The sequence below is a fragment of the Bartonella sp. CL100XZDX genome, from assembly GCF_042195375.1.
Lineage (GTDB): Bacteria > Pseudomonadota > Alphaproteobacteria > Rhizobiales > Rhizobiaceae > Bartonella.
This window is the reverse complement of the sequence record NZ_JBHIOH010000064.1, coordinates 72,037-87,116: the sequence shown is the minus strand read 5'-3', so window position 1 is coordinate 87,116 and position 15,080 is coordinate 72,037. Positions and strand designations below refer to the sequence as shown.

Here is a 15,080-nt window from a genome sequence, read left to right as displayed (position 1 = left end):
GACCATTCCTGCTGAGAATATGAAAGGAAGGCGTGATGCTACAACAGAATTTCGCGTGCCTCTATCAACAGAAGCATTAGACATTTTAAAACAAGCACGATTGCTTTCTCGTAATGATTTCTTTTTTTCTGCTAGAGGTCGCGGTCCCCTCGCTGAGAAGTGTATGGCTCAATATATGAGAGACAATAAACTTGAAGCCTGCCCCCATGGTTTTCGCTCTAGTTTACGCGATTGGCTAGCAGAAACAACCGATGCCCCCTATGAGGTCGCTGAAACCATTCTAAGTCATACAGTAGGAGGACAAGTAGAGCGTGCCTATCGTCGTACTGACTATCTAGAACAACGCCGGATCTATATGGATAAATGGGCGGCTTATGTCACCGGTCAAACCTAAAATATGGGGTGAATAACCCCATTATCTGTGGATAACTTTAACTCTCTTGTCTCTCATTCTTTCTCAATAAGAGTCATAATTTATCACATCAGAAAAAATATGATAAAATATTGTTTTCTATAAATAAAATATCTTCAAAAATGAACAAAAATATGGTTAATAAATGCTTATGATTTGTTACCATTTTTTTATAGTGAAAGGAAATTATTATGACAGAAAATGATATTCTTTTGACAGACCGTGAAAGTGCAAAATTGCTTCATATGAGTGTTTCAACATTCCGCCGTCATGTAACCAATGGCTCTCTCCCAAAACCTTTAAAATTTGGTTTTTTGTCCCGTTGGTTACAATCGGATCTTTTGAATGTCATCGAGCAAGCAAAACAGCAACGTTATAACGACGCGGCATAAAAAGAAAACCTTGTCACGGAAGGGAGGACAAGGCTTTCTCTGCTGAAGCAAGACTTAAGGTTTGCATTCAAGTTGTTCTGAATGTTTTTTACAATAAGGGCTATTTAAGCGTCTCTCAACACTTCGCTGTGGTATGACAGCGCCTGGACGACAAATGGGAAGGTTTTCGTCTCTAAAAGTATAACACCATCCTCCCTCATGTTCATTTTCATAATGGAAACCTGATTGAACCATACACGCATGAATTGTTGCCCATGCATTGTTACTTAGCTTTCTGCTTTCTGGATCGGTATAATAAGGTGTTGGCATTCCACATTCTAACAAAGCTTTTCCTACCTCTGTAAAATCTGCTCCTGGTTTCTTCCACGCTGTCACCTCTCCTAGAGGAGGTTTGTTAAATTGACATCCGGCTATACTGAACAAAGTTACAGCGCTTAATAATTTTAGAGTTTGTTTCATTTGTTCCTCCTTAAAGGGACTTGTACTCGATTGGATGAGCCGTAAACATACCGACATGCTTGGCCCGCATCTCCAAGACAGGTATGGGAACTTATGGGATTTGTAGCCACTCTCAATCATTCTTTCCAAACGTTACTACCAGCAGGTATTGTCTCGTAGGTATACACCAATAATTCTGCTTACAAAGTCATATCTATTCCCATCAAAGCCAATAGTAGTTTGTTTGCCATCACTCACATAACCTAACAGACCAGATGCAACTAAAACATTAAAGGCTGGTCTATAGAAATTGATATTCGTGTTGTCGGCTATCCCGTGCATACCTTCTTGTTTGAAAGAATTCATCATATTAAAGCCTGTCAAACTGCCACGACTATGGGCATCAATATGCAATCCTGTATTGCCATAAAGATACATTGTATCCTGGAATTTCTTGGTTGAATTGGTCAATCAAAAAAGTTTACTTTCCAGAAGCTTCTGAAAAATCGCTATCCCTATTTCCACTTCCCAGTCTTTAGCTTGTGGGAAGTATGTAAAATAAAGGGGACCATAATCATTGTCAGCAAACTGGACAGCATAACACGCAGCATCATCGGATGTGTTAAAAATGCCATTTTAGAACATACGCCTGTTTCCATCAGAACCAACTTGTAAATGCTGGCTGCTCATCTTCAGCTTTTAAAAAGTGATACAGAGTAATATATTTTCCATCACTGTCTTTATATAGGTTCTCCATTTTCATCAGTTAAATAGAGGACATTGCCATTTTCATCATGCTCAACCTCACCTACTGGATGCTCTTTGACATTTGTCATTTCGCGCACTTTGTCCCAGTATCCAAGACCTTCATCCGATAAATCATTGATCATGTCTAAGCGATTATGAACGATGCCCTCAAGCAATATGGCATCTATCGGTGCGACAGCCCTGGTGGACTGCTGCGGTGTTGTGGTTGAGAGAGAGAGCCAATGATTTGTCCAGCATCTTGCCCCATCGCCCTCTGTCCAGTTGTATCAGTGAGGATGATGGTGCACCGCCGATAGAGGATTTGTATATCCTTCCGCTCCATTATGGGCTTTGCCGTGACTTAAAGCATTTTTGGCAATGTTTTTTATCGTGTCATTCCCAGAAATGCTAAACCCTTGGCTGCTAGCTTGAGCATGTGCACTGTTGGTTATATCACTGGTGCTTATGCTTCCTGTGATCAAGTTGTTTTTGTCTGCCGGTGCGCTGCTGACAATGATACCTCCCGTTAGGGTCGTTTTGTTTTTAACAATGATATTAAAGCCGCCATCACCCGCTTTGATGCCTGATTGCTCCACAACACTATGATAATCGCTAGAGGATTTATCCTTTTTGAAAGAGGCGCTCATGGAGCCCCCACCCATTTACTAAGGAAATTAAATGTGTGTAACATCAAAAATATCATCATACAGCCTGCTAAAGATGAGAGCTTTATTTTTTTACCATTGGCTATGAAAGAAAATCCTCTGAGGACTATCTCAATCAACTGATCAAAAATAATATTAAACTTTTGTGTGATGTTCGTAAAAATTCAATAAGTAGAAACCTCGGATTTTCGAAAAGACAATTAGAGAAAGCTATAAGCAATATTGATATTGAATATATGCATATACCTGAATTTGGAATTGCTTTTGAAAAACGAAGAAATTTGAAAACACAAAAAGATTATGACCGCCTTTTTGAAGATTATCAAAATACAACTCTCAAGAATAATTCTTGTGCAATAAACAAATTATATCAAATTTTTTTTAAAAAAGCGCGTTGCTATCACCTGTTTTGAAGCCAATGTATACATGTGTCATAGAGGACAACTCGCATTAGCTCTCACTCAATTGTCTGATTGGAAATATGAAATTAAGCACATTTTAAAAAATAAACTTACAAACTTTTTACATATGGGGGGCATTTACAACCTCTAGCCCTCTCCCCATTCCTAACAACTTTTAAATAATGCATGATTCACGCTACGGGTGGATTGTACGCAAATCAAGGAAATAACCAAACTTACAAAAGGCTCTTTCGATTGGTTATTGCATCAGTATTTACAAAGCATGCAATGGCATAATCAATCAGAATCTACTCAAAAAGTTAAATATCGAATTCTGAATAATGTTTCTAAACATATTGCTGATCGTGCATATAAAAGTATAGAAAGACACCATATTCTTGACGCCGTAGACAGAAGGCGACATACTCTCGCAGCAGCAAAACATTTTTTGACCTCTTTAAACGGTCTCTTTAATTGGGCGGTTGATAATGCCCTTTTAAATAAAAATCCTGCCTTTAATATAAAAGCACCAAAATCTCTTAACAACAAGGGATTACTGCCTTGGCTAGAATAGGACATAGACAAATATTATCACCGTTGGTCACATGGTACACATGAACGCGTCTGGATTGACCTTCTTCTTTATACGGGCTTGTTTTACCAGAACTAGAGGCAACCCTTAAAATTGGTCCCTTAGGTGATGAAACATTCATTTGTGGTAAAGATGGAAATAAGCTTATCAAAGAAAGTTTTGGCAACCTCTTTCGTGAAGCATGTAATGCGGCGGGTATTAAAAAATCAGCGCACGGATTGCGAAATTAGCAGCAAAACATACTGCCAATGCTGGTGCTACGGTTTCACAAATGAAAGCGCTTTTTGGTTGAACCGAAGATAAAATGGCATCCCTTTATACAAAGAGTGCAGACCGTAAAAACTTTCCCTTGAAGCAATCAAAAAGCTCCAAAAAAGTTAGCCTCACAAAGCACCGCTTAACAAACTAAATTGCTATCAAAATTATTAACGAAATCAAAGCGACGTTTGAGATGTATCAGAAACCAGAGGAGAAATAGGTGGTTGTGCCTGTTGCATTGTTTGCCATAAATTATAGTTTGTTTGCATATCCAACCAAAATTTTGCTTTACTAAAACCAGCTAATTCTAATTTAACAGCAAGATCGGTACTTATAGAAGCATGTCCGTTAATCACTCTTGATAAAGAATCTCTTGTCATATGGAGATGATCAGCTAATTTTTGTATTGTTATCCCCTTTTCTCCTAAGAAAGCTACTTTCAGAACTTTACCCAGATGTGCGGGGTTGTGCATCATTTTTTTTCATTCCTTTCTTCAATGGTAATCTTGATAATCAACAAGCTCCACATCTGTTCCTATAAAGCGAAAAGAAGCACGCCAATTTCCATTCACCCATATAGAACAGTACTCTATAAGTTCACCTTTAAGATGGTGCATTTTAAAGGCAGGCTCTCTCAACATTTCAAGCGTAGTAGCACTTGTTAAAGCCGTTAAGATAACGCGAATTTTTTTACATGATCTGGTCAAATAGCTTTTGTGGAACCTGTTGTACAAAATAATTTTAAGCCCTTATGTTTAAAACTCACAATTGCCATTACCGCCCCTTTTCGTATATCATCGCTATACGGTTAATAACAAATAAGAGTTAAGCCCATGTTAGAAATATCTGATTCTATATCTGGAAAAAATAGATAGGAATAAGTGATAAAAAAGCTTCAAAAAGGTTAGGGATAGACACTCAAAAAACATAATAGAATCAATGATTATAAAACCCCTTACTCTTGTAATAAGTCACTGATTTTAATTACCTTTTTTACACTCTTTTAGTGGTGCAAAACTATAACGATGTAACCCTATAACTGGTCCATATTTATCAAGAGCTGTACGATGCGCTAGCGTTGCATAACCTACATGCTTCTCTAAACCATACCCTTTATAAACTTGTCCTGCACATTCCATCATCCGATCACGCGTTACTTTCGCAATAATAGATGCGGCTGCAATTGAAACTGAACGCTGATCGCCCTTAATCAACGCCATTGCAGGACAAGACAACTCAGAAGGAATATCACGCCCATCAACAAGGACATAGTGGGCTGGAATGGCTAATCCTATAATACAGCGACGCATTGCTTCTAAAGTTGCTTTTCTAATATTAGATTGATCAATTGTACGAGCACAAAGACTGGCGACTGAAACCGCTAATGCACTTTGCAAAATTTCATGATAAAGTCTATTTCGTTGGAAAAAAGAAAGTTTTTTTGAATCATTTAACCCATTAGGAATACGATCTATATCCAAGATAACGGCTGCTGTTACCACAGGTCCCGCGAGAGGCCCCCGTCCTACTTCATCAACACCTGCTATATGAAAAAAACCCTGTTTTTGCAAATCCAATTCGCACGAAAAATTTGGTTGAAGCGGCAAATTAAACATCTTTGATAAATCACACATACAACAAACATACATCTATTTCTGTAGCCTGATCATTTTTTGCAAGCATTACAGTTTTAAATGGCTCTTCAAATATTCTGCGAACTCTTACACAAAAGATAAAAAACACATTTCTTTGGTTCCCCTCTTTCATTATGTATAATAAAATCATGATGAAATAAAAGCTTTTATATTTATTTATCAAATATTTCCTAAAGTCATGATAGGTTTTACAAACCAATTTGGGTGCATTGATTTGATAAAAAGAGCTGCTTGTTGCGCCGTTTGTTTATTTTTAAAAATGCCAAAGCAAGTTGCTCCCGTTCCAGACATACGGGAAAAAAGAGCCCCACATTCATCTAATATAGATAACACTTCAGCTAACTGAGGTGCTATTTTTAATGTAGGAGAAAAAAGATCATTACGCGTTTCTTGTAAAGCTTTAACCAATGAATCAACACTTTTTAAAGCGTCTGTATTAATTTTTAAAGAAGGATTATGACGCTTCTCTAACGCTTTAAAAACAGTTGGTGTTGAAATCTCTTGTCCATGATTAACCAATACTATTGCAAGAGAACAGGCTCCTTTTATTTGTATCATCTCTTGACCAATTCCTTTGACCAAAAGCGGCTGCTGATATTCTAATGCACAAAGGCACATGGGAACATCAGCACCAAGAACTAAGCTCTTTTTTGCTAATTCTTCGTAAGGGCAATCAAGATTCCACTGTTGACGCAACATGCTGATAACCCCAGCTGCATCACCTGAGCCGCCACCAATGCCTGAAGCAACAGGTAATGTTTTTACAAGCCGAAAAAAAGCAGGTTGAGCACATTCCGGAAAAGTCTTATGCATAAAGTCCCGTGCGCGAATAACCAAATTATCTAAATGAGAAACAAGTCCTTTTGCAAACGGCCCCGTCAAAACAAACTGATTATTTTCACAAGGTGCATAGTGTAGACAATCACCGCTAAGACTAAAATAAACCAAACTTTCTATTAAATGATACCCATCAGCACGTTGCCCCACAACATGTAGAGCTAAATTCAATTTAATAGGTGTAAATAAATAGGAATGTCTTTGGAACGAAGCTTGTACATTTGGCATCATATGACGTAATATTAACCTGTATAGGGTTCTTTTACAAATTCCCCCCTTTTATCCACACTTTTAGCACTAGCCCTATAAACAGCTTGGAATATTCTTAATCGTTTTCTAAAAAACAATAAATATAAAGAGTTCTCATACAAAACAAACGACATGTTCTCATTCGTATCATTTCAAGCCTTTTTTCTTCTAGCATCTGTTTTTAGATAAAAATCTCTCTGGCTTGAATGATCCTTTCCATCACAAACCATAACGCTGCCAAAGTGCTCGCTCTTCTGCTGCCATCAATGCACTATCAATGACTGTATAAACCGTATGTGCCGTCACTCCTGAAGGCGTTTTAGGTCCTAAAAAACTTTTTGGAGGCGTAATAAGTCGAAGTTTTGCATCATTACCAAAGCGCTCTTTAATAACAGAACGTACATCATTCAATCCATCAACAAGACCAAGCTCAACGCTTTGTTTTCCACTCCAAAACATTCCTGTAAAGAGATTCGAATCATCTGATAATTTTTCAGCACGCCGTTCTTTAACCAAATCGATAAAAGTTTGATGCACTTCAAGTTGGAGAGATTTCAAATGCTCAATATCCGCCTTTTTTTCTGGCTGAAATGGATCTAATGTAACTTTGTTCTTTCCTGCTGTGTAGACACGCCGTTCGATACCAATTTTTTTCAAAAGTTCCGGAAAACCAAAGGAAGCTGAAACCACTCCAATGGAACCAACAATTGAAGAAGGATCTGCAAAAATTTCATCCCCCGCACAAGCAATCATATAACCACCGGATGCTGCAATATCTTCAATAAACACAAGAACCTTTTTATTTTTTTCTTCTGCCAAATCACGAATACGCTTGAAGATAAAACGCGACTGTACAGGTGAACCACCAGGAGAATTAATAATAAGTGCAACAGCCGGTGATTTTTTGTGTCCGAAAGCCTTCTCTAAAAGATTTGCACACCTACTGAGGGAAAGAGTACGAGATATAGACGCTGATGAATCCATAATTGCTCCTTGAAGGCGCACCACAGGAATTTCAAGTTTATCGGAAGAAAAACGGCGTGGAATAAAACTTTTAATAAAATCCATCAAAACAAAATCTCCTTATAAATTAAGAACAATTAAATAGGAAAGGACAACAAAAAGGAAGAACGCGATAATATCCAAAAGCGCCAATCAATCCCCACATTACAAGCAGAAATATAACTTCACCCAAAGTCAAACCTCCCTAATAACAAAGTTTGGACTTTAAATAATAAACTAAAAAACACAAGATACTATTAGAAAAGTTCCCACAAGCTTATATATCCATTATTAATTGCATCAACCCGTGGTGAAAAAGTATGGTCATTACCTTCATGTATAACCAATGCCGGCAAAACAGATAAAGCTGCTCTGCTTCCTCGTTTTGCGTAAAATAAAAGACGAATTGCTGCTGTTTTCGCACGTGCATGCACAGGAATTATACAAATACCACCAAAACGCCCTTCTAAAGCACGCAAGATATCTGTCAGCGATTGTGGACGCGCAATGAGCCCTAAGTATCCACCTGGCTTAACAATGGCTGCTGCACTCCGCAACCAGTTATCAAACATCGCTTCAGACATAACATGTGCTTCAGATTTTTGTTTATCAGGTGTCTTACGATCGGTGGGATTATTAAAAGGTGGATTCATAATCGCAAAATCAAAGCTATTATCTATCAAACCTGCTCTTATACGGGCATTCCCTTTGAAGGTAACATCTGCTTCTAGCAAACAAATTCGGCTAGCAAATTGTTTATTTTGTTTTAGCATAAGCGTTTTTTGAGCGTAAGATACCATAAAAGCTGAACGTTCAACTAAGGTAACATGAACTTTCAGACAACGCGAAGCAACAGCCAACCCTGCAGCTCCAGCACCTGCCCCTAAATCAACAACCTTGCCCTTTAAATCACTTGGAACCAAACTAGCTAATAACATCGCATCCATTCCAGAACGATGACCATATTTATGGGGTTGAACCAAATAAAATTTTCCGCGGTGAAAACTGTCAATTGTTTCACCAATTTGATTCGCTGCTTTATTCATTTAAAAGCCTAATGTTCATCTTTATAAACTGCATTTTTGCCATTCAGCTGCTATTTTAAATTTTTTATTATTTCATAACAATAAGATTACACTCGCTAAAGAACATTTCTTGCCAATAACATTCCAAGCTAACACTTTTAAACGACATCAAAAGCTTGAGTCAAAACCAAACCCCCTTTATGCTAATGAATAAAGTAATTTTTATATATGTCCATTGCAATACTCTAGGAGTAAACACATTGAGTGCAGCTATCAAACTAAAACAAATAAGAAATAATCAAATTTCTCTTCAATCTCTTGTCAATCTTACTCAAAAAGATATGGATTGCGTAAATCAATTTATTCTCTCTATGGCAAAATCAGAGGTTGAGATGATCCCTGAAATTTCTAACCATCTTATTTCATCAGGTGGAAAGCGATTACGCCCAATGATTACGCTCGCTTCTGCTCATATGTTCGGTTATCAAAGTAACGGGCATATAAAACTCGCGACAGCTGTTGAATTTATGCATACAGCAACATTACTACACGATGATGTGATTGACGAAAGTAATTTACGACGTGGAAAATCTACAGCACGGATGATTTGGGGGAATCAAGCAAGTGTACTTGTTGGTGATTTCCTACTGGGCCAGGCCTTTAAAATGATGGTCGATGTCGGTTCCATAGAAGCGCTCTCTGTCCTAGCCAACGCTGCTGCAATTCTTGCTGAAGGAGAAGTTATGCAACTTTCTGCCGCAAAAAATATAAAAACCAGCCCTTCAGAATATCTCAAAATCATCAATGCAAAAACAGCAGCACTTTTTTCAGCAGCCGCTGAAGTAGGACCCATTATTGCTGGCTATGGAAATAAAGAGCGTTCTTCATTACGTGAATATGGAACATCCTTAGGTTTAGCTTTCCAATTAATTGATGATGCACTTGACTATAGCGGTAGTGCTCAAAACTTAGGAAAAAATATAGGGGATGATTTTAGAGAAGGAAAAATCACAATGCCTGTTATTCTCGCATATGAGCGTGGGAATATGGTAGAAAAAGATTTCTGGAAAAAAGCGCTTGAAGATGGCAATAATAATGATGAATCCTTTGCACACGCGCAACACTTAATGGAAAAGTATGATAGTATCACAGATACAATAGAACAAGCACGCATCTATGGAAAATATGCAATTGATGCTCTTGTTCCCATGAATGAAAATCTTGCTTACAATGCTCTCGTTGAGACTGTTGAATTTTGTATTTCACGCGTAAACTGAATTCTTTGCAAGAATCGCAGTATTTCTCAACAAAGTAATGAGATATGATCTATAAACAACACCATCAATTGATTATCTTGAAAAGGATTAGCTCCATGTGCTCTGCAACGGTATCTCGACTTTTTGCCCTTTTTATCGTGGGTATCATGCTGATGCCATCCCCCACCTACAGTAAAATAAGTGCAGCAACTCATACAAGCTCATTTACAGGTGCTTATTTAGCTGGAAGGGTTGCAAATCATGAAAATAAAACAGAACTTGCTATCAATTATTTTAAACAAGCACTGGTTTATCAACCTGATAACATTGAAACACAAAAAGAGCTCCTTGAAGCTATGCTCTCGGTCGGAAACTTTAAAGAAGCTGTCCAACAAGCCCAAAAACTCAAAGAGAACGATGTTATAACTCCCTTTGTTTCCTTAACTTTGTCAGTAGAGAGTCTCATCAAAAAAGACTATAAGAATGCCAAGACTCTTCTCCAATTAAAAGAACTTCCTACGTCCAATAATCCAATACCTGAACTCATCGGCGCTTGGATTACATTTGGATCTGGACAAAAATCTCAAGCAATCGCTGATCTTAAGAAACTCAAAGGTCCTGTCTGGTATGACCTTTTTATATCTTATCATCTAGCACTTATGAGCGACCTTGCAGAACGGCCAAAGGATGCAAAAAAATATTTCATTAAAGCACTGAGTAACAAACAGGGAACTCTTATCGCTCCTAATACTTATGAGCGTATTATCATAGCCTATGCCTCATTCCAATTGCGCCATAGTATGCGCAACCAAGCTCTTCAAACAATCCAGCATGGAGAACAAATGTTGTCAGGTCGCGAAGTCCTTAAAAACTTTCGAGAAAAAATTGAAAAAAATTCTTTCTTAGAGAGAGTTATTAAAACACCTCAACAAGGAGCAGCCGAGGTATTATATAATTTTGGAACAGCCCTCAACTACAAAAACTCAGGGCGAATTGCACGTATTTTTAAGCAATTATCTTTCGCATTATACCCTCAAAATGACGCAACACTGTTTCAGCTCGCACACATTTCTGCTAAATTGAACGATCCACATCAAGCAATTAAACTTTATCGCGCTTTATCCCCTAAATCTCCTTATTATAAAGATGGACAACTTCATCTTGCATTCCTTCTTGCCAATAACAACAATTACAAAGAAGCAATAAAATTACTCACATTGTTAAATAAAAAATTTCCCAATGATCGTAATATTTTGATAACGCTCGTTGCTTTTTATATGCAGGACAATAAATTTCTTGAGGCCATTAAAACTTTAGACTACGCTATTACAAAGATAAAAAACTTTCAGCAGGACGATTGGAAACTCTTTTATCAGCGTGGTATTGCTTTTGAACGTTTAAAGCAATGGCCAAAAGCAGAGATTGACTTGCGAAAATCACTTGAATTTTTCCCAAACCAACCGCAAGTTCTTAATTATTTAGCCTATTCCCTTGTGGAACGTGGTGAGAAGCTTGAAGAATCGCTCCGTATGCTGCAAAAAGCTTCTGCTTTGCAAGCTCACAACAGTCATATTCTCGATTCTTTAGGGTGGGCTTATTATAAACTAAAAGAATATAATAAAGCAGTGCAAATATTAGAAAATGCTGTCAGATTACAACCTGAGGACCCAACACTGAATGATCATTTAGGGGATGCCTATTGGAAAGTTGGACGTAAACGTGAAGCAATCTTTCAATGGAACCACGCAATTGACGGAAAACCAGAAAATTCTGAACAAATTCAAGAAAAGTTGAAATTTGGTTTGCAATAAATGATGCTTAACCATAAACCACATGAAATAATAAATAGAGAAACTAAAATTACTTTGGTTTTTTGTTTAGTCCAATATAAAGAGTATAAAGCGTGAAACTGCCTGAACATCTTAACCCCAAACGTTCTTTTCAGGGACTAATCTTAACTTTGCAAAATTATTGGGCACACTATGGATGTGCAATTTTGCAACCTTACGATATGGAAGTCGGAGCTGGGACTTTTCATCCAGCAACAACATTACGCTCTCTAGGTCCACGCCCTTGGAAAGTTGCTTATGTCCAACCCTCTCGACGTCCAACAGATGGCCGATATGGTAAGAATCCAAATCGTTTACAACACTATTATCAATTCCAAGTGCTTCTCAAACCCTCTCCGTTCAATCTACAAGAACTTTATATAAAGTCGCTACAAGCTATCGGGCTTGATACAAAACTGCATGATATTCGCTTTGTTGAAGATGATTGGGAAAGTCCCACTCTTGGTGCTTGGGGGCTCGGATGGGAATGCTGGTGCGATGGAATGGAAGTCTCTCAGTTTACTTATTTTCAACAAGTGTGCGGCATTGAATGCGCTCCAGTTTCAGGGGAACTCACATACGGTCTTGAGCGTCTAGCGATGTATATCCAAGGGGTTGATAACGTCTATGACCTTAACTTTAATGGTTTGGAGGGAGACAACAAAATAAGTTATAGAGATATTTTTTTACAGGCAGAACAGGAATACTCATATTATAATTTTGAATTTGCTGATACAAAACTGCTCCATCAGCACTTTATCGATGCAGAACGCGAATGCAGCGCACTTCTTGATGCTGGAAAACCAAATAAAGAAAATGTATTCCATCGCTGTGTTTTTCCTGCCTATGATCAATGTATTAAAGCGAGCCATATCTTTAACCTTTTGCAAGCACGTGGCGTTATTTCTGTAACCGAACGACAAAATTACATTCTTCGCGTTCGTAATCTCGCGCGCCGTTGTGGGGAAGCCTTCTTACTCACAGAAGCTGGACAAATATACACTGGAGAAGCCTAATGTCTGATCTTCTTCTTGAACTTTTCAGTGAAGAAATCCCCGCACGTATGCAACGAAAAGCTGCTGCTGATCTTAAAAAATCTGTTACAGATCAACTTGTGAATGCTGGATTGATCTATGAAGCTGCTCGTGAATATTGGACACCTCGTCGGCTAACATTGGACATACGCGGACTTTCCACACGCTCAAAAGATATCCATGAAGAACGCAAAGGTCCCAGTATAAAATCACCACAGCATGTAATTGATGGTTTTCTACGTGCAACAGGATTAAACGATATTTCTGAAGCGCATATTGGACATGATGATAAAAAAGGTCATTTTTATATTGCTAAAATTGTTAAAAAAGGTCGAGCAGCAGAAGAAATTATTGCCGATATTTTACCGGATATTATCCGCAACTTTCCGTGGCCGAAATCTATGCGTTGGGGAAAAGATTCAGCACAAAGTGGTACTTTGAAGTGGATTCGACCTTTACAAAACATTCTTTGTATTTTCGGACCAGAAATTGGTGAAACACATGTTATTCCATTTACAATTGGTTCTCTTAAAAGCAATAATTTAACTTATGGTCATCGTTTCTTAAGTGATGGAAAGCCATTTCAAGTGCGCCGCTTTGATGATTATGTTACTCAACTTGAAACCCATAAAGTCATTCTGGATGCCGAGAGACGAAAGAATATTATTTTAGCTGATGCCCAAAATCTCTGCTTTGCAAATGGTTTAGAACTGGTTCAAGATAATCCTCTCCTAGAAGAAGTTGCTGGTCTTGTTGAATGGCCTGTTATCCTGATGGGTGATTTTGAAAAATCATTCCTTGATATTCCTCCAGAAATTATTCGCTTGACCATTCGAGCCAATCAAAAATGTTTTGTCACCCGTAAACAAGGAGAAAAAGTAAAACTTTCTCATCATTTTATTCTCGTTTCTAATATTCTTGCAAATGATGAAGGCAAAGAAATTTCGAAAGGAAATAGTAAGGTTGTCCGTGCCCGTCTTTCCGATGCACTTCATTTTTGGCAAACTGATCAGCGTGATTTGCCTGATCTTCAACAATTGGAATCTTCTATAAAAAAATTTGAACTTGATATAAAAAAAACTCTCGATCAAAGAATGGCGCGACTTGATCATTTGAATGTAACTTTTCATGCTAAATTGGGAACGCAAGGTGCAAGGATAGAACGCATTGCTACACTCGCACAAGAAATTGCCCCTTTGATACAAACAGATCCTCTTTTAGCAAAACGTGCAGCCATCCTTGCAAAAGCTGATTTGCAAACAGAAATTGTCGGAGAATTTCCTGAACTACAAGGTGTTATGGGGAAAAAATACGCCCTTCTTCAAGGGGAAAATCCTCGCGTAGCTGTAGCAATCGAAGACCATTATAAACCTCAAGGTCCAACAGATCGTCTTCCACAAGAACCACTTGCTATAACCGTTATGCTCGCCGACAAAATTGACATGCTCGTTGGCTTTTGGCTCATTAATGAAAAACCAACCAGCTCAAAAGATCCCTATGCGTTAAGACGAGCAGCATTGGGAATTATTAGGCTTGTACTTTCGCGAGATTGGAAAATCAATCTTATGCCACTGTTTCAGTTAGCAACGAATCTTTTCTTACAACAAAAAAACAAACATGAAATCTCTCAAAGAGAAAATTTACAATTGCAGAATCTGCTTCCAGAAAAAACAGAATATATTTTATCAGATCTGTTATTCTTTTTTCATGACCGTTTGAAAATCTATCTAAAAGAGGAAGGCGCTCGTTACGATGCCCTTGAAGCCGTTTTAAATAAAGATTCTGATGATTTTTTATTGGTTGCACGTCGTGTCGAATCGCTTATCGCTTTTATCAATACCCATGATGGAATGAACTTTGTAGCCTCTGTAAAACGTACTGCCAATATTCTTGAAAATGAATTTCAAAAAAGCACAACAATAGCGAATGAAATTAATCCTGAGCTCTTTATCGAGAAAGAAGAAAAGCAGCTCTATCATGCAATCTGTGAAGTAGAAAGAAAGGTTCTTGCTCCCATCAATGCAACAAATTTATCATTTGCACTCAGTGTGCTAGCGCCACTTGGAAAATTGATTGATATATTTTTTGAAAACGTATTGGTGAATGATAAAAAACCTGATGTTCGTGCTAACCGTCTTGCTCTTCTCAAACGCACTCACATTGTTACACAATCGGTTGCAAACTTCTCAAAACTTGTCCTTTAAAACCAAAGAGCCTATTAACTGGTAAAAACAATGAAGATAAATTTTTCTTTTTTATGACTTTTATTAATTAATACTGAGAAAATT

The 15,080-nt window shown here is 37.8% G+C and carries 16 protein-coding genes and 2 pseudogenes; 8 read left to right on the top strand and 10 right to left on the bottom strand.

Annotated features, from left to right (window positions below; all coding sequences use genetic code 11):
• Together ACFILU_RS07245 and ACFILU_RS07240 are read left to right on the top strand one after the other, a co-directional pair.
• Window positions 1-394 (top strand): tyrosine-type recombinase/integrase (locus ACFILU_RS07245; RefSeq protein ID WP_375675420.1); only part of this gene is annotated, 394 nt, incomplete at its 5' end.
• 209 nt (window positions 395-603) lie between these two features.
• A complete protein-coding gene (locus ACFILU_RS07240; RefSeq protein WP_015856172.1) occupies window positions 604-804 on the top strand; it encodes an AlpA family transcriptional regulator in 201 nt (66 codons plus the stop codon).
• Between the two features lie 54 nt (window positions 805-858).
• On the opposite strand, the gene ACFILU_RS07235 is transcribed toward ACFILU_RS07240, so the two are convergent.
• The 4 genes from ACFILU_RS07235 to ACFILU_RS07220 all read right to left on the bottom strand — a co-directional run bounded on the left by ACFILU_RS07235 (window position 859) and on the right by ACFILU_RS07220 (window position 2,636).
• Window positions 859-1,263: a hypothetical protein gene (locus tag ACFILU_RS07235; protein WP_375675418.1), complete on the bottom strand. Its 405-nt coding sequence runs from the start codon at window positions 1,261-1,263 to the stop codon at window positions 859-861.
• Window positions 1,264-1,398: 135 nt separating this feature from the next.
• Window positions 1,399-1,713, bottom strand: coding sequence for a hypothetical protein (locus ACFILU_RS07230; RefSeq protein ID WP_375675416.1), 315 nt, complete (start codon window positions 1,711-1,713; stop codon window positions 1,399-1,401).
• A gap of 269 nt (window positions 1,714-1,982) precedes the next feature.
• Window positions 1,983-2,165 (bottom strand): hypothetical protein, encoded by a 183-nt coding sequence (locus tag ACFILU_RS07225; RefSeq protein ID WP_273790410.1) that lies wholly within the window; start codon window positions 2,163-2,165, stop codon window positions 1,983-1,985.
• Window positions 2,166-2,276: 111 nt separating this feature from the next.
• A complete protein-coding gene (locus tag ACFILU_RS07220) occupies window positions 2,277-2,636 on the bottom strand; it encodes a hypothetical protein (protein WP_375663695.1) in 360 nt (119 codons plus the stop codon).
• A 161-nt stretch (window positions 2,637-2,797) separates the two neighbouring features.
• On the opposite strand from ACFILU_RS07220, the gene ACFILU_RS07215 reads away from it, so the two are divergent.
• Window positions 2,798-3,067, top strand: a complete 270-nt coding sequence (locus tag ACFILU_RS07215; RefSeq protein ID WP_375675415.1) for a DUF488 family protein — start codon at window positions 2,798-2,800, stop codon at window positions 3,065-3,067.
• Between the two features lie 217 nt (window positions 3,068-3,284).
• Window positions 3,285-4,028: pseudogene (locus ACFILU_RS07210) on the top strand (phage integrase central domain-containing protein); the annotation flags it as partial.
• A 53-nt stretch (window positions 4,029-4,081) separates the two neighbouring features.
• On the opposite strand, the gene ACFILU_RS07205 reads toward ACFILU_RS07210, so the two are convergent.
• The 6 genes and pseudogenes from ACFILU_RS07205 to ACFILU_RS07180 all read right to left on the bottom strand — a co-directional run bounded on the left by ACFILU_RS07205 (window position 4,082) and on the right by ACFILU_RS07180 (window position 8,694).
• Window positions 4,082-4,381 (bottom strand): HigA family addiction module antitoxin, encoded by a 300-nt coding sequence (locus ACFILU_RS07205; protein WP_375675414.1) that lies wholly within the window; start codon window positions 4,379-4,381, stop codon window positions 4,082-4,084.
• An 18-nt stretch (window positions 4,382-4,399) separates the two neighbouring features.
• Window positions 4,400-4,680, bottom strand: a pseudogene (locus ACFILU_RS07200) (type II toxin-antitoxin system RelE/ParE family toxin).
• 205 nt (window positions 4,681-4,885) lie between these two features.
• Window positions 4,886-5,554 (bottom strand): ribonuclease HII, encoded by a 669-nt coding sequence (locus ACFILU_RS07195; protein ID WP_375675412.1) that lies wholly within the window; start codon window positions 5,552-5,554, stop codon window positions 4,886-4,888.
• 165 nt (window positions 5,555-5,719) lie between these two features.
• Window positions 5,720-6,628, bottom strand: coding sequence for a 4-(cytidine 5'-diphospho)-2-C-methyl-D-erythritol kinase (locus ACFILU_RS07190; RefSeq protein ID WP_375675410.1), 909 nt, complete (start codon window positions 6,626-6,628; stop codon window positions 5,720-5,722).
• A gap of 237 nt (window positions 6,629-6,865) precedes the next feature.
• Window positions 6,866-7,714, bottom strand: a complete 849-nt coding sequence (locus ACFILU_RS07185) for a S49 family peptidase (protein ID WP_273790405.1) — start codon at window positions 7,712-7,714, stop codon at window positions 6,866-6,868.
• A 191-nt stretch (window positions 7,715-7,905) separates the two neighbouring features.
• Window positions 7,906-8,694, bottom strand: coding sequence for a tRNA1(Val) (adenine(37)-N6)-methyltransferase (locus ACFILU_RS07180; protein ID WP_375631021.1), 789 nt, complete (start codon window positions 8,692-8,694; stop codon window positions 7,906-7,908).
• Between the two features lie 179 nt (window positions 8,695-8,873).
• Between ACFILU_RS07180 and ACFILU_RS07175 the strand changes: the two genes are divergently transcribed.
• From ACFILU_RS07175 to glyS, 4 genes are all read left to right on the top strand, one after another.
• On the top strand, window positions 8,874-9,950 hold the full coding sequence (locus ACFILU_RS07175; protein WP_375675409.1) for a polyprenyl synthetase family protein: 1,077 nt from the start codon (window positions 8,874-8,876) through the stop codon (window positions 9,948-9,950).
• 95 nt (window positions 9,951-10,045) lie between these two features.
• Window positions 10,046-11,740: a tetratricopeptide repeat protein gene (locus ACFILU_RS07170; protein WP_375663027.1), complete on the top strand. Its 1,695-nt coding sequence runs from the start codon at window positions 10,046-10,048 to the stop codon at window positions 11,738-11,740.
• A gap of 92 nt (window positions 11,741-11,832) precedes the next feature.
• Window positions 11,833-12,774 carry a glycine--tRNA ligase subunit alpha gene (locus ACFILU_RS07165; RefSeq protein WP_375675407.1) on the top strand — a complete coding sequence of 314 codons (942 nt, stop codon included), beginning with the start codon at window positions 11,833-11,835 and terminating at the stop codon, window positions 12,772-12,774.
• A complete protein-coding gene (gene glyS, locus ACFILU_RS07160) occupies window positions 12,774-14,996 on the top strand; it encodes a glycine--tRNA ligase subunit beta (protein ID WP_375675405.1) in 2,223 nt (740 codons plus the stop codon). Before ACFILU_RS07165 ends, glyS begins: the two co-directional genes overlap by 1 nt.
• Window positions 14,997-15,080: the final 84 nt, after the last annotated feature.

Coding starts and splice junctions, on each gene's coding strand:
- ACFILU_RS07240 (WP_015856172.1), top strand. CDS start 604: ATGACAGAAAATGATATTCTTTTGACAGACCGTGAAAGTGCAAAATTG.
- ACFILU_RS07235 (WP_375675418.1), bottom strand. CDS start 1,263: ATGAAACAAACTCTAAAATTATTAAGCGCTGTAACTTTGTTCAGTATA.
- ACFILU_RS07220 (WP_375663695.1), bottom strand. CDS start 2,636: ATGAGCGCCTCTTTCAAAAAGGATAAATCCTCTAGCGATTATCATAGT.
- ACFILU_RS07205 (WP_375675414.1), bottom strand. CDS start 4,381: ATGATGCACAACCCCGCACATCTGGGTAAAGTTCTGAAAGTAGCTTTC.
- ACFILU_RS07195 (WP_375675412.1), bottom strand. CDS start 5,554: ATGTATGTTTGTTGTATGTGTGATTTATCAAAGATGTTTAATTTGCCG.
- ACFILU_RS07190 (WP_375675410.1), bottom strand. CDS start 6,628: ATGATGCCAAATGTACAAGCTTCGTTCCAAAGACATTCCTATTTATTT.
- ACFILU_RS07185 (WP_273790405.1), bottom strand. CDS start 7,714: ATGGATTTTATTAAAAGTTTTATTCCACGCCGTTTTTCTTCCGATAAA.
- ACFILU_RS07180 (WP_375631021.1), bottom strand. CDS start 8,694: ATGAATAAAGCAGCGAATCAAATTGGTGAAACAATTGACAGTTTTCAC.
- ACFILU_RS07175 (WP_375675409.1), top strand. CDS start 8,874: ATGCTAATGAATAAAGTAATTTTTATATATGTCCATTGCAATACTCTA.
- ACFILU_RS07170 (WP_375663027.1), top strand. CDS start 10,046: ATGTGCTCTGCAACGGTATCTCGACTTTTTGCCCTTTTTATCGTGGGT.
- glyS (WP_375675405.1), top strand. CDS start 12,774: ATGTCTGATCTTCTTCTTGAACTTTTCAGTGAAGAAATCCCCGCACGT.